General features: G+C 61.2%; 15 protein-coding genes and 2 tRNA genes. 12 read left to right on the top strand and 5 right to left on the bottom strand.

From position 1 onward, the window contains the following. The first annotated feature begins 13 nt into the window (after positions 1 to 13). From EI291_RS13645 to EI291_RS13620, 6 genes are all read left to right on the top strand, one after another. Complete coding sequence (locus tag EI291_RS13645; RefSeq protein WP_125420788.1) at positions 14 to 2443, top strand: TonB-dependent receptor; 2430 nt, start codon at positions 14 to 16, stop codon at positions 2441 to 2443. 115 nt (positions 2444 to 2558) lie between these two features. Continuing rightward, positions 2559 to 3266 carry an ABC transporter ATP-binding protein gene (locus EI291_RS13640; RefSeq protein WP_125420786.1) on the top strand — a complete coding sequence of 236 codons (708 nt, stop codon included), beginning with the start codon at positions 2559 to 2561 and terminating at the stop codon, positions 3264 to 3266. 3 nt (positions 3267 to 3269) lie between these two features. Then, positions 3270 to 4688, top strand: coding sequence for an ABC transporter permease (locus EI291_RS13635; RefSeq protein WP_125420784.1), 1419 nt, complete (start codon positions 3270 to 3272; stop codon positions 4686 to 4688). Between the two features lie 4 nt (positions 4689 to 4692). Continuing rightward, positions 4693 to 6075: an ABC transporter permease gene (locus EI291_RS13630; protein WP_125420782.1), complete on the top strand. Its 1383-nt coding sequence runs from the start codon at positions 4693 to 4695 to the stop codon at positions 6073 to 6075. A gap of 156 nt (positions 6076 to 6231) precedes the next feature. Beyond that, a complete protein-coding gene (locus tag EI291_RS13625) occupies positions 6232 to 7296 on the top strand; it encodes a succinylglutamate desuccinylase/aspartoacylase family protein (RefSeq protein ID WP_170172638.1) in 1065 nt (354 codons plus the stop codon). 69 nt (positions 7297 to 7365) lie between these two features. Beyond that, positions 7366 to 8475 (top strand): lipocalin family protein, encoded by a 1110-nt coding sequence (locus tag EI291_RS13620; protein ID WP_170172637.1) that lies wholly within the window; start codon positions 7366 to 7368, stop codon positions 8473 to 8475. Between the two features lie 94 nt (positions 8476 to 8569). Here the strand turns inward: EI291_RS13620 and EI291_RS13615 are convergent, their stop codons facing one another. Beyond that, positions 8570 to 9757, bottom strand: a complete 1188-nt coding sequence (locus tag EI291_RS13615; RefSeq protein ID WP_240635547.1) for a sensor histidine kinase — start codon at positions 9755 to 9757, stop codon at positions 8570 to 8572. Between the two features lie 267 nt (positions 9758 to 10024). On the opposite strand from EI291_RS13615, the gene hemA reads away from it, so the two are divergent. Continuing rightward, positions 10025 to 11296 (top strand): glutamyl-tRNA reductase, encoded by a 1272-nt coding sequence (hemA, locus tag EI291_RS13610; protein ID WP_125420774.1) that lies wholly within the window; start codon positions 10025 to 10027, stop codon positions 11294 to 11296. Positions 11297 to 11402: 106 nt separating this feature from the next. Here the strand turns inward: hemA and EI291_RS13605 are convergent, their stop codons facing one another. Next, positions 11403 to 11711 (bottom strand): ArsR/SmtB family transcription factor, encoded by a 309-nt coding sequence (locus tag EI291_RS13605; RefSeq protein ID WP_125420772.1) that lies wholly within the window; start codon positions 11709 to 11711, stop codon positions 11403 to 11405. 343 nt (positions 11712 to 12054) lie between these two features. Between EI291_RS13605 and EI291_RS13600 the strand changes: the two genes are divergently transcribed. Further along, positions 12055 to 13284: a Glu/Leu/Phe/Val dehydrogenase dimerization domain-containing protein gene (locus EI291_RS13600; protein WP_125420770.1), complete on the top strand. Its 1230-nt coding sequence runs from the start codon at positions 12055 to 12057 to the stop codon at positions 13282 to 13284. Positions 13285 to 13399: 115 nt separating this feature from the next. Further along, complete coding sequence (locus EI291_RS13595; protein WP_125420768.1) at positions 13400 to 14509, top strand: mechanosensitive ion channel family protein; 1110 nt, start codon at positions 13400 to 13402, stop codon at positions 14507 to 14509. Between the two features lie 109 nt (positions 14510 to 14618). Here EI291_RS13595 and EI291_RS13590 read toward each other — a convergent pair whose 3' ends face one another. Together EI291_RS13590 and EI291_RS13585 are read right to left on the bottom strand one after the other, a co-directional pair. Then, a complete protein-coding gene (locus EI291_RS13590) occupies positions 14619 to 15521 on the bottom strand; it encodes a TerB family tellurite resistance protein (RefSeq protein WP_125420766.1) in 903 nt (300 codons plus the stop codon). Positions 15522 to 15609: 88 nt separating this feature from the next. Further along, positions 15610 to 18081 carry a YhdP family protein gene (locus tag EI291_RS13585; RefSeq protein WP_170172636.1) on the bottom strand — a complete coding sequence of 824 codons (2472 nt, stop codon included), beginning with the start codon at positions 18079 to 18081 and terminating at the stop codon, positions 15610 to 15612. A 193-nt stretch (positions 18082 to 18274) separates the two neighbouring features. On the opposite strand from EI291_RS13585, the gene EI291_RS13580 reads away from it, so the two are divergent. The 3 genes from EI291_RS13580 (at position 18275) to EI291_RS13570 (ending at position 20182) form a co-directional block, all read left to right on the top strand. Then, a tRNA-Val gene (locus EI291_RS13580) sits at positions 18275 to 18349 on the top strand. Between the two features lie 25 nt (positions 18350 to 18374). Beyond that, positions 18375 to 18452, top strand: a tRNA-Val gene (locus EI291_RS13575). A gap of 116 nt (positions 18453 to 18568) precedes the next feature. Continuing rightward, positions 18569 to 20182, top strand: a complete 1614-nt coding sequence (locus EI291_RS13570; RefSeq protein WP_125420762.1) for an ArnT family glycosyltransferase — start codon at positions 18569 to 18571, stop codon at positions 20180 to 20182. On the opposite strand, the gene EI291_RS13565 is transcribed toward EI291_RS13570, so the two are convergent. After that, the gene (locus EI291_RS13565; protein WP_125420760.1) at positions 20157 to 21452 is read right to left on the bottom strand and encodes a hypothetical protein; all 1296 of its coding nucleotides are present in this window, start codon (positions 21450 to 21452) and stop codon (positions 20157 to 20159) included. The genes EI291_RS13570 and EI291_RS13565 overlap by 26 nt on opposite strands. Positions 21453 to 21627 lie beyond the last annotated feature (175 nt).

Here is a 21627-nt window from a genome sequence, read left to right as displayed (position 1 = left end):
GTGCATTTTTTTCATGCAACGACTACTATTTTGTCTGCTGCTGCTCTGGCCTGTGCTGGGGGTGGCGCAATCTTCCACGGGCCACATTGATGGGCACGTAAACGGCCCCAACGGCCACGGCCTCGAAGGCATTTCGGTGGTGGAAACCACCGGCCGGTTCTCAGCCTTTTCCGGGGCCGATGGGCATTTCTCCCTCACCATGCCCCTGGGCGAATACACGCTCATCACCCGCAGCCTGAGCTACCAGGAGCAACGCCGCACGGTAGTCCTCACGGCCGAAACGCCGACGCTGACGGTGGATTTTGCCCTACAACCCACTTCTACTGCTCTGCAGGAAGTGGAGGTGCTGGGCCGCAAGGAAAGCACCTACAAAAGCGACTACAGCTTTGTGGGCACCAAAACGGCCACCCGGCCCATCGACGTGCCGCAGTCCATTTCTACCGTTACGAAGGAGCTAATGCAGGACCGGCAGGCCCTGCGCCTGACCGAGGTGGTGAAGAACGTAGCCGGCGTAACCCAGTACTCGCACTACGACGACCTGACCATCCGGGGCTTCCGCAACGGCTACGAGAGTGGCTTTCGGCTGCTGAACGGGCTCCGCTCGGGCTTCAGCTACGGCAACTCATTTACCCAGGCCCCGCTCACGGTAAACCTGGAGCGGGTAGAAGTGCTGAAAGGCCCCGGCGCGGCCTTGTACGGCGACATCAACCCCGGCGGCACGGTAAATATGGTGACGAAAAAGCCGCTCGACGTGGCCCGGCAGGCTCTTACGTTTTCGACGGGCAGCTTCAACACCATGCGGGCCACCGCCGACCTCACCGGGCCGCTGAATGAGCAGAAAAACGTGCTATACCGCGTCAATACGGGCTTCGAGAAATCGAACACCTTCCGCGACGTGAACGACACCCGCTCCGTGATGGTGGCTCCCACCGTCACGTTCCTGCCCACCGACCACACCACCATCAACGCCGAGCTGGTGTACACCCACATCGACGGCTACCTGGACCGGGGCATCACCATCCGGGGCGGAGATTTGTACGCCTTGCCCCGCTCGTTTACGCTAAGCCAGCCGAGCGACTATTTCCGCACCAGCACCTACTATTTCAACGCCTCGCTCAACCACCGCTTCACCAACTGGCTGTCGTTCAATGCCTCCTACCTCGACTTCACCTACAACGAGAACCTGAGCGAGCACCGCACCCTGAATACCTACGCCGACGCCCCGGCCAACACGGTAATGAACCTGCGTTATTTCGACCGCCGGGCCGAGGAATACACCAAAAACCTGGCGTCGTACTTCGTGCTGAACCTGGCAACCGGGCCGGTGCAGCACAAAGTAGTAACGGGCGTGGACTACATCCGCTTCACGACGGACCCGCAGAGCACCATGTTTGAGGCCCGGCAGAAGCTGGTGAACGGCGTGGCCACCCCGCTGACCTTTGACCTGAAAAAGCCGCTCTACGAAATCCAGGACCCCACGAAGTACGTGCGCCGGCCGCTGCCGCAGTTTTTCATCGACTACCTGAACTCGGTGTACCACACCACCGGCCTGTACGTGCAGGACCAGCTGGCCCTGACGCCTCGCCTGAACGTGCTGCTGGGGGCCCGCTACGAGCTATTTGCGGATGAGCGTGACTACGGCAATGGCGCGGAAACCATTCCGCAGCGCCGCCTGCTGCCCCGCGCCGGCCTTACGTTCAGCCTGCGCGACAACCTGAACTACTTCGCCAGCTACAGCGCCGGTTTCCGGCCACTCAAGCCGGAATTCATCCGCACACCGGAGCGCTACGGCCGCAGCACGCCCTTTGATACCGAAACCAGCTACCAGGTGGAAACCGGCCTGAAGGGCGAGTTTTTTCAGAAGGGCCTGCTGGGCACGGTGGCCGTGTACCAGATTGACAAGCGCAACCAGCTGGTGCCCACCAACGCCCTGATGCCCGACGGCACCACCATCTACCGCCAGAACGACCTGGTCCGCTCCCGCGGGGCGGAGGTGGAGCTGGTGGGCAACCTGCTGCCCAACCTGAACCTGAACGCCAACTACGCCTTCAACCACTCGGAGGTGCTGGACGCGGCCCTGCCGGTGGAGGAAGGTCAGCCGCTGGCCAATGCCCCCCGCCACTCGGCCGGCCTCTGGACCAAGTACACCTTCGTGACGCCCACGCTGCGCGGGCTGGGCGTGGCCATGGGCGGCAACGCCGTTAGCCGCCGCCGCACCGAAAACCAGGTGCAGAACACCACGACCGGCGAGCTGTACTGGGCCTACTGGCCCGGCTACACCACCCTCGATGTGGCTCTGTTCTACACCACCGGCAAGTTCAACTTCCACCTGAACGTGAACAACCTGCTGGACACCTATTACTTCGTGGGCGGCTACGACTTCTTCCGGGCCAGCCCCGGCGCGCGCCGCAACTTCATGGCCACCATGGGCTATACGTTTTGAGTAGGCTATGAGGGTAAGCGGGTATGGGGGTAGGAGGGTAAAAAGAAGCCGCCTTCCCCTCCTACCCCCATATCCGTTTACCCGCCCACCCTCTTCCCCTCTTACCCTACCTCCAATGACCTACCTTCTCGAAGCCCGGGAGCTGCGCAAGCAGTACGCCGATAAGCTGGCCCTGCGCGGGCTGAACCTGCAGATTGCGCCAGGCGAAATTTTCTGCCTGCTGGGCCAGAACGGGGCCGGCAAAAGCACCACCATCAATCTGTTTCTGGGCTTCATCCAGCCCACTTCGGGCGCGGCCTTTGTAAACGGGCTGGAAGTGGCCGCTAATCCGCTCGAAATCAAGCGGCACCTGGCCTACATTCCGGAAAACGTGCTGCTGTACCCCCACTTGTCGGGGCTGGAGAATCTGGCCTTGTTCAGCAGTCTGGCGGGCTTTAAGTACCCGGAAAGCGAGCTGCCGAACTACCTCACCGACGCCGGGCTTCCCGCCGAAGCCGTGCGGCGGCGGGTGGGGGCCTACTCCAAGGGCATGCGCCAGAAGGTGGGCATTGCCATTGCGGTGGCCAAGCACGCCAAGGTGCTGCTGCTCGATGAGCCTACTTCCGGACTCGACCCCAAAGCCAGCAACGAGTTTTCCGAGCTGCTGCACCGCCTCAGCGGGCAGGGCACGGCCGTGCTCATGGCCACCCACGACATCTTCCGGGCCAAGGAAGTAGGCACCCGCGTGGGCATCATGCGCGAAGGCGAGCTGGTGGACGTGCGCCCCACCGCTGCCCTCAACGCCCAAGAGCTGGAACAGCTCTACCTCACCTACATTCACTAGCAGATGATCCGGAGCATTGCCCAAAAAGAATTCATCAGCACCCTGCGCGACCGGCGCTTTGCGGTGCTGAGTGGCTTGGTACTGCTGCTGTTGCTGGCCGCCACGCTGGTGGGCCGGGCCTCGTTCCGCACCCTGCAACAGGAGCGCCAGCTGGCCCAGCAAACCGTCAACGACAAGTTCCGAAACCAACCCGCCCGGCACCCGCACCGCGTGGCCCACTACGGCTCGTTTGCGTTCCGGCCAAAATCGGGGCTGAGCTTGCTGGATGGCGGCGTGGACTCGTTTACGGGCAGCGCCGTGTACCTGGAGGCCCACCAGCAAAACAGCATCAACTTCAGCCAGGCCCAGCAGGCCGGTTCCCTGATTCGGTTCGGGGAGATGACCGTGGCGTTTGTACTGCAACTGCTGGTGCCGCTGCTGATTATATTCCTGTGTTTTGGAGCCTTCTCGGAGGAACGCGCCACGGGCACGCTCAAGCTGCTGCTTAGCCAGGGCGTAACCCTGCGGCAGGTGGCTTGGGGCAAGATTCGGGGATACAGCCAGGCCGTGGCGCTGGTGGTGGCCCCGGCCCTGGCACTGGCGGCGGCGTTGCTGTTTACAGGCGAGGAGTTTGCCGGCGGCCTTGATCTGGTGGCCCGGCTGGCGCTGTTCGTGGCGGGCTACGCGGTGTACTTCTTCGTGTTCGTGGTGGGTGCGGTGGTGGTGTCGGCCTGGCAGGTCAGCTCCCGCGCGGCGCTGGTTACGCTGCTCGGCCTCTGGATTCTGGGCGGCGTGATTCTGCCCAAAGCCACGGCCAACCTGGGCGCTACCCTCTACCCCACCATCACCAAAGCCCAGATGGACGCCGAGGTGCACGACGAGGCCCAGCACGGCATCGACGGCCACGACCCGCACGACCAGCGCGCCGCAGCCCTGAAAGCCGACCTGTTTAAAAAGTACGGAGTGGACTCCGAGGAAAAGCTACCGGTGAGCCTGGCCGGGGTGCAAATGGCGGCCGGCGAGGAGTATTCCGCCAAAGTCTACCAGCAGCATTTCGCCGAGCTGAATGCCACTTATGAGCGCCAAAACCGCCTGTCGGAGTGGGCTGGCCTACTGAATCCCTATCAAGCCATCCGGCCGCTGTCGATGAGCTTAGCCGGCTCTGACTTCGCCCACTACGTGCATTTCCAGCAAGCCGCCGAAGCCTACCGCTACGGCCTCGTGCAGCGCCTGAATGGCCTGCAGGCCAGCATGGGCTACGGCGACAAAGAGCGGCGCCTGGACGCCAGCACCTGGCAGAAGCTGCCGGTATTTTCCTACCAAGCCCCGCCACTGGGCTGGGCGCTGCCGCGTCTGCTGCTGCCGGTGGCCGCCCTGCTACTGTGGGCCGTGGGGTTGTGCTGGCTGGGGCTGCGCTTGATTTCCAACACGTCTGTTTCCTGAGCTGATGCGCGTATTTTCGATACTGTTTGCCGCCGAGTGGCGGCACTTCCGGGCGGCCAAGGGGCTGGTGCTGCTCTGCGGCTTGCTGCTGGCCACGGGCCTCTACGGCATCTACTACGGCACCACAGAAATAGCCCGGCAGCGCCAGCAGCTGGCCGCCCTGCCCGAACTGACCCGCCGCAACGTGGAGGAAATGAAGGCGAAGTTTCCCGGCCCCGCCGACGCCGGCGACATCGGCTACTACCACTCCACCTTCGCCGTACACCATCCTGATGCGTGGGCGGCCCTGTCTCTGGGCTTGCGCGACGTGAACCCCAGCTACGTGAAGCTGCGCCTGCTGGGTTTGCAAAACCAGCTCTACGCCACCGACAACACCAACCCCTTAAAGCTACTCAGCGGCAACTTCGATTTGGCGTTTGTGCTGGTGTACCTGCTGCCGCTGCTCATCATTGCCTTGAGCTTCAACTTGCTGTCCAGTGAACGGGAAGAGGGTATTTTGCCCCTGCTACTGGCCCAGCCTATTCGCCCGGCCACAGTTATTGGGGCTAAGCTGGCGTTTCGGGTGGCGGTAGTGCTGGGGTTGGTGTGGCTGCTGTCGGTGGTGGGGATGCTGTGGGCCGGGGTGCCGCTGGATGGCCGCGTACTGAGCTGGCTGGCGTTGAGCACGTTGTATTGCCTGTTCTGGTTTGGGGTAGTGCTGGTGGTGACGGCCCTGCAACGCACTTCGGCCGTGAATGCCGTGGCCTTGCTGGGCGTATGGCTTTTGCTGGTGGTGCTGGTGCCGAGCCTGTTGAGTCTGGGAGTAGCTGCGGCCCGGCCGTTGCCTCAGGGTATCGAGCTGACTATTAAGCAGCGCGAGGAAATTCACGGGGGTTGGGACCGGCCCAAGGCGGAAACCATGAACCGCTTTTTCGCCCTCTACCCGCAGTTCCGCGACACGGCCACCATCCGGGAGCGGTTTGTGTGGCGCTGGTATTACGCCTTCCAGCACCTCGGCGACCTAGCTGTGGCCCCGCAGGCTGCTGCCTACGCCACCGGCCTGCAGGCGCGCCACAACCTGGCCGAAAGCCTCAACCTTCTTTCCCCGGCCATCAACGCCCAAACCAGCTTCAACGCCCTGGCCGGCTCCGATTTACCCACCCACCTGGCCTTCCAGCGCAGCGCCACCCGCTACCACGATGCGCTGCGAGCTTTCTATTACCCGTTCCTGTTCCGCAAAGTTGCTTTCACCCATACCGACTACGGCCAGAAGCCCCGCCACTCCTTCACCAGCCAACCCGAGCTGGCTACCGCCCGGCGCGGCCTGCTGAAGCTGCTACTGAGCGTGGCAGCAGTATTCGGGCTGGGACTGGTGTTACTGCGGGTACGCCCGGTACTGCCGCGTTAAGAAGTACGGTCAGACTCCCGTTCCTGTCATTCTGAGCGTGCGAAGAACCTTATCACGCCTGACGTTCTTGCGTAACAAGGTCCTTCGCACGCTCAGGATGACAGCTAAAAATACGGGCGTATTCAGATGCCTTTTCTTCACCTGATTGCCTTTCCAATGCCGAATCCCCTCCGTTTCTGCCTGCTATTCACCTACATTATCACCGCCGCTATTTCCTCCTTTGCGGCTCCCTGGAAGCCTTTCCAGTTCAACGGCAAAGCCATTGCGCCGGGCCAGAAGCTGGCGGTGCTGCTACCGGTGCACGATGGGCGCGACACGGCCGTAGTGCCCGTGACGGTGTTTCACGGGCGCCGGCCGGGGCCGGTGCTGGGTATCATTGCCGGGGTGCACGGCTACGAATACCCGCCTATACTGGCGGCGCAGCAGCTGGCCAGGGAGTTGGACCCGACCCAGCTTAGCGGCACTATCATTCTGGTGCACGTGGCTAACGTGGCGGGTTTTCTGGGGCACAGCGTCAACCTCAATCCTCAGGATGGCAAAAACCTGAACCGCGTGTTTCCCGGCAAGGCCACCGGCACCGTTACCGAGCGGCTGGCCTGGCTGCTGAGCAACAACATCATCAGCCGCTGCCACTATGTGGTGGACGTGCACGCCGGCGACGCCCCCGAAGACCTGCGTCCCTACGCCGGCTACTACAACTACTTCGATACGCCCGAGCTATCCGAGAAAGGCCGGCAGATAGCCGTAGCCATGGGTTTTCCCTACGTCATCCAGTTCGGCAACGAGCCCACGCTCAAGGCCGCAAGCGTGTACTGCTCCCGCGAAGCCGTCAAGCGCGGCATTCCGGCTGCCGACATTGAATGCGGCCGACTGGGGATGCCCGAAGCCGAAAACGTAGCCCTCATCAAACAGGCCCTGCACCGGCTGCTAGTACACTTGCGCATTGAGGAAGGCACCTTGCCCGCCAGCCCGGCGCCCTACCTGGTTACCCGCCGCGTGAGCATTGATAGCCAGCACACCGGCTTTTTCTTCCCGAGGGTGAAAGCCGGGGAATTTGTGTACCAAGGCCAGGCGCTGGGCTACGTAACCGACCTGTTCGGCAACTACCTGACCGACGTAACGGCCTCCACCAACGGCGTTGTGCTAGTGATGACGGCCACGCCCCCCATCAACAAGGGCGACAACCTGTTCACCATAGGCGAAGTCCCGGCCCGACCGTAGTTTCGCCTCTCTGCCTGGCTGCCACCACGGAATAAACCTTTCGGCCCCGAAATGTCTTATTCCGGCAGTATGAAGAACCTGCTGCTAGCTACCGTATTGCTGCTGTTTACGGCCTCAGGCTGCGCCCTGAAGCCGACCAATAAATTTGACGTATTCACGGAACGGGCCCAGCTGCCCCAGGAGGAGTCCGTGCACAAGCAGAACTCCCTGGAGTGGTGGTACTTCACCGGCCACCTGCGCGACGTGAAAACCGGCGAGCAGTTTGGGGTGGAGTACGTGTTTTTCCACTTCAACCTGAATGGGAAGCGGGACTGGCAAATGGTCAACTTCGCCCTCACCGACCCGCAAGCCAAGCAGTTCCGCTACGACTACAAGGTGCAGCGCCTGCCCCAGCTGCTGGAACCTCAGTTACCCATCCGCCTCAGCACCCAGAAAAAAGACCAGCTCTGGACCCTGGACGGCCAAACCGGCGAGTACGTGCTGCAGGGCCGGATGGCGGCCCACCCCGGCTACGCCATCAACCTGCGTACCACGCCCCATAAAGGCCTGCTGCTGCACAGCGGCACCGGCTACGAAAACTACGGCGACGTAGCCAAGGCCGGCTACTACAGCTACCCGCGCATGTCCACGCAGGGCACCATTGAGGTAGATGGCAAAATGCACGAGGTGGAGGGCTACCTGTGGTACGACCGGCAGTGGAACTGCAACAGCGTAACCAACAAAGGCATCGGCTGGGACTGGTTTTCCCTGCAGCTGGATGAGCCGCTGCTCACAGAAAGCGGCCAGCCCAGTCCTACGGCCGTTGAGCACCACGAAATCATGACCTACCAGCTCTTCGACCGGAACTCCGACCGGAGCGTGAGCGGCGGCACCTACAACGGGGCTGAACGGGGCAACGTGGCAGACCTCAAAGCCGACGATTTTCAGTTGGAAGTGCAGGAGTACTGGACCAGCCCCCACTCCAAGCTTCCCTACCCCAGCAAGTGGCGCCTGCGCATTCCCAGCCAGGAGTACGACCTCACCATTACGCCGCTGGTAGCCGACCAGGAACTTACGCTTAAGCTCTTCGCCGGCATCAAAATGCACTACTGGGAAGGCATGTGCCGGGTAGAAGGCACCCACCACGGCCGCCCCGTCAGCGGCAACAGCTACGTGGAGCTGACCAACCGGGGGAAATGAGTTGTCAGTTGCTTATTGTCAGTTGTTAGTTGTTAGTTACTAGATTCAATTGAAGCGAACTAATAACTGACAACAAGCAACTGACAACTAAAACTTACCCGTTCAGAATCACCCGGAAGGTGGTGCCGCGGCCTACTTCGCTCCACTTCACGAAGAGCTTGCCTTTGTGGTAGTTCTCAATAATGCGCTTGGCCAGAGCCAGGCCCAGGCCCCAGCCTCGCTTTTTGGTGGTGAAGCCGGGCTGGAATACCCGGTCCAGCTTGCTCTTGGAAATACCCTTGCCGGTGTCCGTTATGTCAATGGCAATCTGGGACTTGTTGCGGATGGGGCGGCGCAGGTGAATGGTAATACTGCCCTTACCGTCCATGGCGTCCACGGCGTTTTTGCAGATGTTTTCGATTACCCAGTCGAACAGCGGAATGTTTACCTGGGCGGGCGTGTCGGTGGGCAGGTCGGTTTTTACCTCGAAGGTCACTTTGCGCGACACCCGGCTTTGTAGGTAGGCAATGGCGTTTTGGGTAACGCGTAGGATGTTCTCGTCGTTGAGCACCGGCACCGAGCCGATGTTGCTGAACCGCTCGGTAATAATTTCCAGCCGCCGGATGTCCTTGCCCAGTTCCTCCACAATGGGCTCCCCCCGAAACCGCTCACTCTCCCGCAGGTAGGCCTGCCAGCCCACCAGGCTGCTCAAAGGCGTACCCAGCTGGTGGGCTGTTTCCTTGGCCAGACCCACCCACACGCGGTTCTGCTCGGCCCGGCGCGAGTAGCTGAAGGCGAAATAGGCAATAACCCCCAGGCACCCGATAATAGCCAGCTGCACCAGCGGGTACAGCCGTAGCTGCGTAAGCAAATCCGACTCCTTATAATAAATGTAGTTGCGCAGCCCGGCCCCGATTTCGATGATGATGGGCGGGTGCTGCTCCTTCATCAGCTCAATTTCCTTGCGCAACAGCTTAATGGAAGCCTGCTCCGACGCGCCCTTGGGCACGTTCACATTGCGCGCATCCACAATATTGCCTTCCCCATCCGTCACGATAACCGGAATAGTGGTGTTGGCCCCGATAATCTCATCCATCAGAAACGACAGGTTGGACGTTTCCTCGGTGTTAATGATGTAGCGCTGGGTTTTGGCGTACAGGTCAATCTGCTCCTGCTCCCGCTCCGAGAGGCGCTGCACCAGCACGTTGGTGTAGATAACAGTGGCGGCCCCAATCAGCAGGGCCACGGCCACAATAACGAGCTTGATGCGGGACTTTTGGTCGTAGATGGGGATGGGCAGCACGGGCACGAAAATTCGGGAGTCAGCAGGGCCGGATACGGCCGCCGCCCCGGCGAAGATACGCGGGGGCCACGGGCTACCCTGATACAGGTAACGCCCGGCAACTGATTTTTATCATGTTTCGGCACCCGAAACCGGGGCTAACTTGCCTGAAAAGCAGTTTATGCCGGTAAATCGTGCAGTTTCCGAACCTCCTGCATACACCAACTGTTTTTACCCTAGCAATTTGTAACGTATTTTTGCCCCCTGATTTTCGCACTAGCAACTGCTATGCTTCAACCTTTCAAGGCCCTAAGTCTGTCCTTCAAAAAAGCTCCCCTCGAAATTCGGGAGTTGATTGCGTTGGATGAGGCTGCCTGCCGGCGTTTTCTGCACACCCTGCACCACGAGTTTGGCCTGACCGACCTGCTGGTGCTGAGCACCTGCAACCGTACGGAGGTGTATTATTCGGCGGAGCGGGACCAGAGCCCGGCCATCATCGAAGCTTTGGGCCAGCTGAAAAATCTGCCCGAAGTAACGGAGTACTTCCCCTATTTCGATGTCCTGAACGAGCAGCAGGAAGCTGTGCGCCACCTGTTTGAGGTGGCCATGGGCCTCGATGCTCAGGTAGTCGGCGACTTGCAGATCAGCAATCAGGTCAAACAGGCCTACCAGTGGTCGGCTGATGAGGATGCCGCCGGCCCTTTTCTGCACCGGTTGTTGCACACGGTGTTCTTCACCAACAAGCGCGTACAGCAGGAAACCTCCTTCCGCGACGGGGCCGCTTCTACTTCCTACGCCGCCCTGGAGCTGGTAGAGGAGCTGACGGCCGACGTAGCCAACCCGCGCGTGCTGGTAGTGGGCCTGGGCGAAATCGGGGCCGATGTATGCCGCCACCTCGGCGACAGCAAGGTATTCACCGACGTAACCATCTGCAACCGTACCCGCTCCAAAGCCGACGAACTGGCCCAGGAATGCGGCCTGCAGGTGCTGGATTTCGAGAATCTGGTGCAGGGTCTGAAAGAGGCTGATGTCATCATCAGCAGCATTTCCCGCCAGGACCCGTTCTTCACCCGCGACATGGTGGAGCGCCTGGAGGTGCTGAGCTATAAGTTTTTCATTGACCTCTCCGTGCCCCGCAGCATTGCTACCGATGTGGAGCAGGTACCCGGCGTGCTGGTCTATAATATCGATGCCATCCAGAGCAAGGCTTCGGCCGCTTTGGAGCGTCGTCTGGCCGCCGTGCCTCAGGTGCGCGCCATCATCGAGGAAAGCATCCACGGTCTGCAGGACTGGAGCAAGGAAATGCTGGTGTCGCCCACCATTCAAAAGCTGAAGAATGCCCTGGAGCAGATTCGGTTGGAGGAAATGGACCGCTACCAGAAGAAAATGAGCCCCGAGGAAACCAAGCGCATGGACGACATCACCCGCTCCCTGATGCAGAAAATCCTGAAGCAGCCGGTGCTACAGCTGAAAGCTGCCTGCAAGCGCGGCGAGGCCGACCAGCTCATCGACGTACTCACCGACTTGTTCGACCTGGAGCGTCAGCCCGACGTAGCGTAGCCCGCTCCCGGTACCCAACCAACTCAACAGAACGCCCGCCCTACTCAAGCAGTAGGGCGGGCGTTTTGCATGCACAGGTAACGATACCAGTGGATGAGGGGCGGTATTAAATCGTGTCGCAGCAATCCTCCAGCGAGTCGATTACATCGAGCAGCTTGGGAATGGACAGCGAGTAGTAGATTTTGGTGCCCACCTTGAACGACGACAGGATACCCCGGTCTTTCAGAGTGATAAGATGCTGAGAGGCAATGGCCTGCGGTAAATCCAGGGAACGGTAAATTTCCGTGACGGTCATTTTCTCTTCCTTGCCCAGCAGGTCCACAATGGCTAACCGTTTGGGGTGGGCCAGCACTTTCAGCATAGCGGCGGCCTTATCTACTTTTTTGGATTCTACTCGGGAAAGCAAAGGTTTCATATATCGTTACAACGGTGGTGGTACCAGTGGGTGGATATGCAGGAATATGGGTAATACGATATTTCAACCCTGCAAAGTTCCTCCCAACGTACCAGGGGCAAAAAAAAATTATAAAAGCGCCGAAATTGGATCCGTGTACCCTTTTACGGCTACACACTCAGAACAGACGATATCTGCCAGGTAAGGATGCGTGACCTCCGATTTTGGTTTTCGTCTGGGTCGATGTATAACGTATCCGCTACGCGTTTATTCGGCAGCGGACCGCCCAACGCCCGGTTGGTTGCCGCAGTGGCTGCTTACCTTTGCGGCACTGAATTCCACCCCACTCCATCTACTACCCCCAATGAAAGACCTGCTGGCCAAGTTTGAGAACAAACGTCCCGAAATCGTTTTTGAATGGAAAGACTCGGAAACCGAAGCCGAGGGCTGGGTGGTGATTAATTCCCTGCGCGGCGGGGCGGCCGGCGGCGGCACCCGTATGCGCAAGGGCCTGGACAAGCGCGAGGTGGAAAGCCTGGCCAAAACCATGGAGGTGAAGTTCACCGTGTCGGGACCGGCCATCGGCGGAGCCAAATCCGGCATCAACTTCGACCCCCAGGACCCGCGCAAGCGCGGCGTGCTGGAGCGCTGGTACAAGGCCGTTATTCCGCTGCTGAAGAATTACTACGGCACCGGCGGCGACCTGAACGTAGACGAGATTCACGACGTGATTCCGATTACGGAGGACTATGGCCTGTGGCACCCGCAGGAGGGCATCGTGAACGGGCACTACCGCGCCACCGAGCCCCAGAAGATTCAGAAGCTGGGCCAGCTGCGCCAGGGCGTGGTGAAGGTGCTCGAAGACGCCTCCTTCACCCCCGATCTGAGCCGCAAATACACCGTGGCCGACCTCATTACCGGCTATGGCGTGGCCGAGGCCGTGCGCCACTACTACGAGCTGTGGGGCGGCCGCGCAGTGCAGGGCAAGCGCGCCATCATCCAGGGCTGGGGCAACGTGGGCGCGGCAGCCGCCTACTACCTGGCCAGCCAGGGCGCGCGCATTACCGGCATCATCGACCGGGCCGGCGGCCTTATCAAGGAAGACGGCTTCACGCTGGAGGAAATTCGGGAGCTGTTTCTGCGCCGCGAAGGGAATGCGCTTACGGCCGATAACCTGCTTTCCTTCGAGGAAGTGAACCAGCGCATCTGGAGCAGCGGGGCCGAAATCTTCATTCCGGCGGCGGCCTCCCGGCTGGTAACGCGCCAGCAGGTGGAGCAATTGGTAGCCGGCGGGCTGGAGGTAATTAGCTGCGGTGCTAACGTGCCGTTCCAGGATCCGGAAATCTTCTTCGGCCCCACCGGCGAGTTTGCCGACGACCACACCAGCGTCATCCCCGATTTTATTGCCAACTGCGGCATGGCCCGGGTATTCGCCTACCTGATGGAATCCAACGCCGAAATTACCGACCAAGCCATCTTCCAGGACACCTCCCGCGTGATTCGGGCAGCCCTAGCCCGCACCCGCCACCAAGGCGACTCCCGCACTGGCATTGCCCAGAAGTCGTTCGAAATGGCGCTGCGCCAGTTGGTATAGAGTCTGGTGCTTGGTGCCTAATGTCTGGTGCTTAGGTTGTTCAATCCAAGAATAACGTCGAACAACCTAAGCACCAGGCACTAACAACTAAGCACTAACAACTAAGCACTAGTAAATGAGCATCCAGGAAATCCTCAACTACCGCTTTCTGGGCAACAACGTGACGGCGTACCTGTGGTGCGCGGGCATTCTGCTGTTTGGGTACGCCTTCAAAACGCTACTGTCGAGGCTCCTGTCCAAGCTGGTGTTCCGGTTTATCCGCAAGCGCACGGAGGGAGTGGCCGAGCACCAGTTTCAGGCCCTGCTGATTCAGCCGCTGTCCATCGTTATCTTCCTAATAACGGCCTATTTTGCGTTTCAGGTGCTGGACTACCCGGTGCGCAGCTCCGAAATTGGGCGCAACGAGCCTTGGCCGAAGGTGCTGCTGTTCCGGCTATTTCAGATGGCCGTTATCTGGGGTATCGGCTGGGTGTGGCTGCGCATTATCGATTTTCTGGTGCTGGTATTCCAGCGCCGCTCCGAAAACAGCACCTCCCGCATCAGCAACCAGCTGGTGCCCTTCGCCAAGGATTTGCTGAAAGTGCTGGTACTTACCATCACGTTTCTGGTGATGCTGAGCAAGGTGTTCGGCGTAAACGTAACGGCGCTTATCGGGGGCCTGGGCATTGGTGGTCTGGCCGTGGCCTTTGCGGCCAAGGAAAGCCTGGAAAACCTGATTGCCTCGTTCACCATCTTCCTCGACCGGCCCTTCGCCGTGGGTGATTTGGTGGATGTGGGCGGTGTAACCGGTACCGTGGAGAAAGTGGGTTTTCGAAGCACCCGCCTGCGCACGGCCGAGAAAAGCTACGTGACGGTCCCCAACAAAAGCATGATTGACAAGCCGCTGGACAACCTGAGCCTGCGTACGGCCCGGCGCGTGAATTTCACCCTGGCCCTGAGCCACGCCACCACCAGCCAGCAGCTCCACCGCATTGTGCAGGACGGCAAGCGCGCTATCGAGGAAAACCCGTTGGTGACCAAGGAAGTGCAAATTCAGTTTTCGGCCCTGACCCCGGCCGCCAAGGAAGTAACGGTGCAATACTTCGTGGAAACCACCAACTACGAGGAATATCTGCAGGTGAAGGAGGAGCTGAACTACCGCCTCATCGAAGCCGTGGAGCAGGCCGGCGGCACCTTCGCCAGCACCGGCACCACCATTGTGCAGGTAAACGGGCTGCCCGCCTAAGCACGCTTGGTCCCGTTATCCATTTGATAACAATCTATACTCCAATGCAAAAGCCCCCGACGTTTAGACAACGTCGGGGGCTTTTGCATTAGGGCTAACTAAGGGCTGATTACCGGCCACCGAGCAGGCCGCCGAGCAACCCGCCCATACCGCCGCTCATGAGGCCACCGAGGCCGCCGCCGCCGTTGCTGCGGGGCTGGGAGTTAGGCTGACCGCCCAGACCGCCCAGAATCGACATCAACGAGCCCAGGCCGCCGCTGCCCACGTGTGAGCCTTGCTGCGGATAGTTGCCGTACGAATCAGTTGACTGGGACTGGCCGCCGCCGAGTACGCCGCTGAGCAAACCACCGCCCAGCAGGCCACCAAGCAAGCCGCCCATACCGCTCTGGGCAGCACCGCCGAGCAGGCCGCCCATAGTACCACCACCCATCATACCGCCACCAATACCGGAGCTTTGGCTGCGGCCGCCCATCACTTTCGAAATAACCATGGGGGCCACCACGCCGAGCAGGCCGGCCATCAGGGCACCTTTCGGAATGCCAACGCTGTCCAGCTTATCGGTGATGCCGCTGAAGAAACCCTGCTTGGCGGGGTCACTGGCATCGTGCGGAACTTGGGCAGCCTGGTCTACCACTTGGTTGAGCGCCTGGGTCTGCTGGGGTGTGATGTTGAGGTAGGCAGCTATTTTATTCACCATGGCCTCCTCGTCGTTGGCGTACGAGCCATCGGCGCGGGCAAAGCTGATAAGGTCGGTAACCAGCGAGAAGCGCAGGTCGCTGCCGCGCAACGCATCCAGGTTGCTTTTGATGGATTCGTTGGTGGCATCTTTGGCTGAGGCCAGCACCTGCTGGGTAGCACCACCGCTCAGGCCGGCCTGGTGGGCCAGTTGCTGCAAAAATTCGATTTCAGCAGCCGAGGCTTCCCGGTCGGCGGAAGCCAGACTAGCTATTACGCTCAGGTAAGCTGCTTTTTCTTGATCGGAGTAATTCTGGAGTAGTTGCGTATCGTTCATGGCGAGAGGAGTTGGAGTGGGACATAACTCGCCCTCCTTAACGCACTGCCAGCGGCTGAGGTTGACCCACGCACCGAATGTATTGCCCTTAAAATTCAAAATACTCTCCCACCTGAGGCTGGGCCGGCTTTTTCACCGGCTTTTTCAGCTCGAACGAGGGCCGCTCAGCCGGCCGGGTACCGGGCGCGGGTGCCGGGGCGGCGGATGAAGCCGGCAGCGGCGTACCGGCTGCTACCGGCGGTTCACGCGGCCTGTCCGGTCCCGTTTCGTACCGAACGGTAAACTGGTCTTCGGTACCCTGGATGGCCAGGCGCAGGCCCGGCCCATCGGCGCGGGCTGCGGCCCGGGGCAGCAGGCCCGGCAGCAGCGGAATCTGCACATGGTAGTCCAGCTGCTGATCAAACGTATGCGTGCCCGTTACCCGAATCAGCGAGGCCGCCCGCACATTGGAGCGGATATCCATTTGCGGGATATATACTGTGCGGCTCTGCACATAGAGGCTATTGTGTAGCTCGGCAAAGCGAAGGTGACGTAAGGTGGCGCGGTCGGCCACTAGGCTCAGGCGCTGCAACGGCTCAAAATTCAGCAGTTGCCCATCGTGAATAGTGGCGTGCACCTCGGCTTCCAGCCGTTCCGTCAGCGGCGTCAGATGTGCATCGAAGTACGTGTCCGATTCGGCGGTGGCGGTGAGGCGGCCGCGCAGGTGACGGGCCGTGAGGAACTGCTGGCCGAAATCCTCGAACACGTAAAACAGGCTATCCAGCGGCAGCTGCTGACAGCTGGCCACGGTACTGGCTTTCAGCAGACTGGCGCGGCGGGCGTCCACAGTGCCCCGCACACTCACCTGACCGCCGGCGGCCAGCAGCGTCAGGCCCGGTGAGCTGAACACCTGGTTTTGCAGCCGCAGCGTGCCGCGCAGCTGCCGCCCCCGCAGCCGCCGAAACCGCACCTGCCGGGCCTGTACCTGCACACTCAGCGCCAGCGTGGCCGGTACGTGCAGGCCGCCCGAAGCTGGCCGGGGTGACACCGCCGCCGGGCTTTTCCTTGGCTGATATACATACAACAGCTGATTGAAATCGAGCAGGTTAGCTACCACAGCAGCCTGCACCCGCAACGGCTGCCCAGGGCTGGCCGCCCAGCCGGTTACGTTGTGCAAAACGCCCTGAGCCTGAAAGTCGGAGCTACCCAGCCGGCCCCGCAACCCGGTGAAAGCCACATCGGAACCACGTAGCGCTAGTTCCCCTGTAAGCCCGGTAAATGGCTGCCGGAAGTCGCGCAGGCGCAGTGCCACGCCTTGAAAGGTCAGTTGGCCGCTGGCTTGCCGGGCGGTGGGTTGCGTCCGGATAGTCCGTAGCGGTCCATTCAGCTGCAGAGCTACCTGCGCCGTACCCTGGGCCGACTGCACCGCCGACACCGGAAAAAACCGTACCGCCCGGCTCAGGTCCACGTTGGCCCGGGCGGTAAGTGTCAACTGCGGATTCTGAAAATTCTCCAGGCGCAGCACCCCGCTAAACGGCCGACCAGCCAGCTGCCCGTGTACGTTCTGCAGGCTCAGCACCGTCGTACGAGTCGAGCGGGCGGCTCCATTACTGAATGTACCCGTTAAGCTCACCTGCTCCACCGCCTGCTGATATTTCGGGTGAAAAAACGAGGCATTCCGGCAGCCGAACCGCACCTGCACCGCTGGGTTGTGCGCCTCCGACCACTCACCCTGCACCGTGCCCCCGAAATACACCTGCCCCCGACTCCGGTAGCCCGCCACCGCGCGCGTGAGCCGGGGCGGCAACAGAGCCAGCACCGCCTGAATATCGGCTCCGGTAGCTTCGCACCGCAAATCCAGGTGCGGGGCGGCCTGATACCCGATAGTGCCCGCCACCTCGTACCGGGCCGGCCCGATGCCGATGGTAGACGACTGAATAGCCAGCTGCTGCCGCGCCCGGTCAATGGCAACGGTGGCCTGCAGTTGCAGCTGTTTCTGCTGGAAATAATCGTCGGTGCCGAGCCGGACGGTTTGCACTTCCGTCGCGCCGGCAGCCTTCACAATTACCAGCGGGCCGGCTATGGTTACCCGCGCCTGAACATCGGGTGCGCGCAGTGCAATACGCTGCTGACGGCTGGCGTCCTCATACACCACGGCCACTCGCTCCAGCCGGATACCTTCCAGCGCCAGCCGGAAGGGGGCATCATCGGGGGAGGTAGCGGCCGTATCGGGGCAGAGCAGGTGGTAGTTGCCCACGCCCTGCTGATTGCGTCGAATGTGCACCCGGGCATCGGTAAGCGTTATCTCCCGGATTCGGTACTGACCGCTTACCACATCCCACACGTTGAAGGCGCAGTACAGCCGCCGGGCCCGGGCCAGCTGCACGGTATCGGAGGGCAGAGAGCCGTGCACCGTTACATCGTGTAGCGTAACGGAGAGCCGCGGAAACTGATCCAGCGCCGACACTTCCAGCCGGCTGGCCTGCACGGGTACGCACAGGTAGCGGTTCAGGCCCGTTACGAACAACCGAATCACAGCATCCTCGCCCAGCCACAGCCCCAGCCATGCTATACACACCATGGCCAGCCCGGTAAAACAGAAAATTTTCAGAAATCTACGCACACTGTTTCCTCCGCTGAAATTTCTGACTGGCAGCCAGTTGGGCTCTGATAACTGAATTGTTGCAAAAATTCTTGCGTCAAAGATGGCACAAAGTGTTGCGTTTTCGAAAACAGCCCCCCATATTTGCCATCCCAAACAGGACACGCCCATTGGGAGATTAGCTCAGCTGGTTCAGAGCATCTGCCTTACAAGCAGAGGGTCACTGGTTCGAACCCAGTATCTCCCACTTTTTTTAGAGTACGCTTACCCTCGGGAGATTAGCTCAGCTGGTTCAGAGCATCTGCCTTACAAGCAGAGGGTCACTGGTTCGAACCCAGTATCTCCCACCACTAAAAGGATTGCCACCCGTGGCAGTCCTTTTTTTGTTTTCCGGCCTGCCGGCAGCCCCTTGCTACTTCGCAAAGTAACTTGCCGCTTTCCTGTGTGTGGTTTGTCTGTTTCGCGAATGGCTTCCTCTTTTGCTGCTCCCCCGGTTCGGGGACCCCGCTGGCTGGCACCCGTTTTTTTCGGGGGACTATTGCTGCTGGGCGTTTGGCTGGTAAAGGACTACGGCGTATCCTGGGATGAGCCCGTGGACCACCTGAACGGGTTGGTCAGCCTGCGCTATGTGGCCGATCTGCTGGCACCCAGCTGGGCCGCGCAGCAGCCGGCGCTGCAGGCGGTGCCCCCGCTGCAGGGCTACGTGGATAATGACCACGGCGTGCTGTTTGAGCTTCCTCTGGCCCTGCTCGATACGCTGCTGGCCAGCCCCGATCTGCGCACGTACTATTTCTGGCGGCACCTAAGTACGTTTCTGGTGTGCCTGGGCGGCGTGTGGGCTCTGTACCGGCTGGCTTTGCTGCGCTTCCGCAACCAGTACGTGGCGCTGCTCACGGCGGGGCTGTTCGTGCTGTCACCGCGCATGTTTGCCGAGTCGTTCTACAACGCTAAGGACCTAGTGTTCCTGGCCGCGTTTACGGTGGGCATGTACACCCTGGCCCGACTGCTGGTCCGGCCCACGCCGGGGCGGGCAGTGGTGCACGGACTGGCCACCGCCGCGGCGCTGGATATTCGCATCCTGGGCAGTATGCTCCTGCCGTTTACACTGGTGCTGCTGGTGCTAGAAGCGGTGCAGCCTACGCAGCCGGCCCGGCGGCTTGGGTTGGTGGCGGCCGTGTATGTTGCCTGCGCCTTGTGCGCCAGCATCGTTGGCTGGCCTTACCTGTGGGCAGCACCGCTGGATCATTTTCGGGAGGCATTTGTGGCCATGCAGCACTTCCGGTGGCCGGGCAAGGTCCTCTACTGGGGCGAGTACGTTTCGGCGCAGGCCTTGCCCTGGCATTATGCGCCGGTCTGGCTGCTGATTACCACCCCGCTCACTTATACACTGGCAGCCCTTATGGGCTTGCTGTTCCTGCTGAGCCGGTTGCTACGGCAGCCGCTGGCTGTGCTGGGCACCTACGCCGGCCGGCTCGATCTGCTATTTGCGGGGTGGCTGCTGGCGCCCCTGGCATTGGTAATCGGACTACACTCCGTGCTGTATGATGGATGGCGGCACCTGTATTTTGTGTATCCGGCCCTATTGCTGCTGGCCGTGGGCGGAGGCTGGCAGGCGTGGCATTGGGCGCAAAAGGCCGTCCAACGCCGGCGGATTCCGTTGGTTGGGGCCGGCGTAGTAGCAGTTGAGCTGCTGGTTACCGCCACGCGCATGGTCCTTATGCACCCGCAGCAGCAGGTGTATTTCAGCGTGCTGCCCGCCCGGCTGGCCGGGCAGTGGTTTGAGCGTGACTACTGGGGCCTGGCTTACCGCCAAGGGTTGGAGTACTTGGTGAGCACCTACCCCCAGGGTCAGATTGTGGTAGACCCGCAGCACATTTCGCCCTTTGAAAACAACCGTACCCTACTGCCCCCAGCCGACCAGGCGCGACTAGTGGTGAATGAAAAAGCACCGGGGCGGTTTGTTATCCTGGATTACCGCAGCCAATCGGGCACCGTGGTGACGCCTGTGGGCTGGGAGGTATACCGGGTAACGGCCGGTGGCCTGCCGATTCTCTCTATCTATCAGTATCCTGAGCAGTAGGCCCCGACCGAAGCCAGCCCAGCCGCCCGGCCACCAGCATTGGAAACAGCAGCAGGGCCGGCTCGGCAAAAAACCGCCACCGGAACCCCACAAAAAACACCAGACTCAGCAGCCACGTGGCTACCAGTGGCGTGAGCAGCAGTGCATCGGCGGCGCGGAAGCGCAGGCCCCGGTAGCGCCCCAGCGTGAGCACCAGCACCCCGAAAAAAGCCAGGAGTGTAAGCGCCGTGAAAGGGTTCCAGGGCGTGCGGGGCGCGTCGGCAATGAAGTTTTCGGGGGAGAAGAACAAAGCCGTTTTCCGCGCCCAGAGGCGCAGCTCCCCGGCCGGGTGCGCCGCTACCCACTCCCGCGCCAGCCGGGCCCGGGCCTGACTTTCCTGGTACTGATTCAGGGAATCGAGCTGCGGAATATGCCGGCGCACAAACTGGTCGAACGGCCTCTGACGCTCGTCCCAGTCAAACATGAAGCGGCCCTGCGTGATGGAGTTATGGCCCTGCAACAGCTCGAAGCCGGCCTGGTTGCTGAGCGTGTAGGCCCCGAACAGGCGGTGGTTTTTCAGGAAGATGGGCGCGTGCGCCAGCCCCAGGGCCAGCAGCAGCCCCAGGCCCAGACCCCAGGCCGCCTGCCGCGGCCGGGCCGGCTTCCAGCTCATCAACCCCAGAAATACCGCGAACAGCAACCCGTACACCGCCAGCAGGTACCCCCGCAACAGGCACGACAGCACCACGCTGGCCGTAATCAGCAGGGCATCGGGCCAGCGCAGGGGCCGCCCGCCGTGCAGCCGCAGCAGCTTGTACACCACCAGAATCAGCAGCGGCAGGGCCAGGTTTTCGAACCACCAGAACGCCCCGATGTAGTACACCACCCCCGGCGACACCGCCCAGAGCCCCGCCCCTGCCCAGGCCGCCCCTGGGGCCAGCCCGAAGTAGCGCAACGTGCGCTGCACGTACAGCCCGCCCACCAAATACAGGCCGGCCGCGGCGGCGTACACCAGCAGCGTAAGGTAGTGCCGGGGCAGGCCGGCGCGGCTCCAGCCCACGTACACGAACACCGGAAAGCTGGCGTGGAAGGAATCGGGGCGGAGCTGCTTCCGCTCGGGGTCGAGGCTGACGTAGCCCCTGCCGGCCAGGTAGTTATCGGCAATGCGGCCGTTGCGGCGCTCATCGTAGTTCCATTCCAGCCCGGGGTTCAGGCCCAGGTTGAGCGCCAGCCGAACGACGAGCAGCAGCGCGGCCACGGGCCAGATGTAGCGGGGAATGGAGCGCAGCACTAGAGAATGGAAAATAAGGATTGAGAATGAATTGCCGAATTTAGCGGCGTTTCCGCAGCTTTCCAGCCGCCCGCTTGTCATTCCGGGCGGAGCGAGGAATCTGGATTTTCCTTCGCTGATTACTTCAGATTCCTCGCTCCGCTCGGAATGACAGCCGGCCATTCTATTCCTGCCC

Origin of the sequence: Hymenobacter rigui, assembly GCF_003944715.1 — a bacterium.
Taxonomy (GTDB): Bacteria; Bacteroidota; Bacteroidia; order Cytophagales; family Hymenobacteraceae; genus Hymenobacter; species Hymenobacter rigui.
Note: the sequence above shows the minus strand (reverse complement) of the source record. Positions and strands in the feature narration are given on the sequence as shown.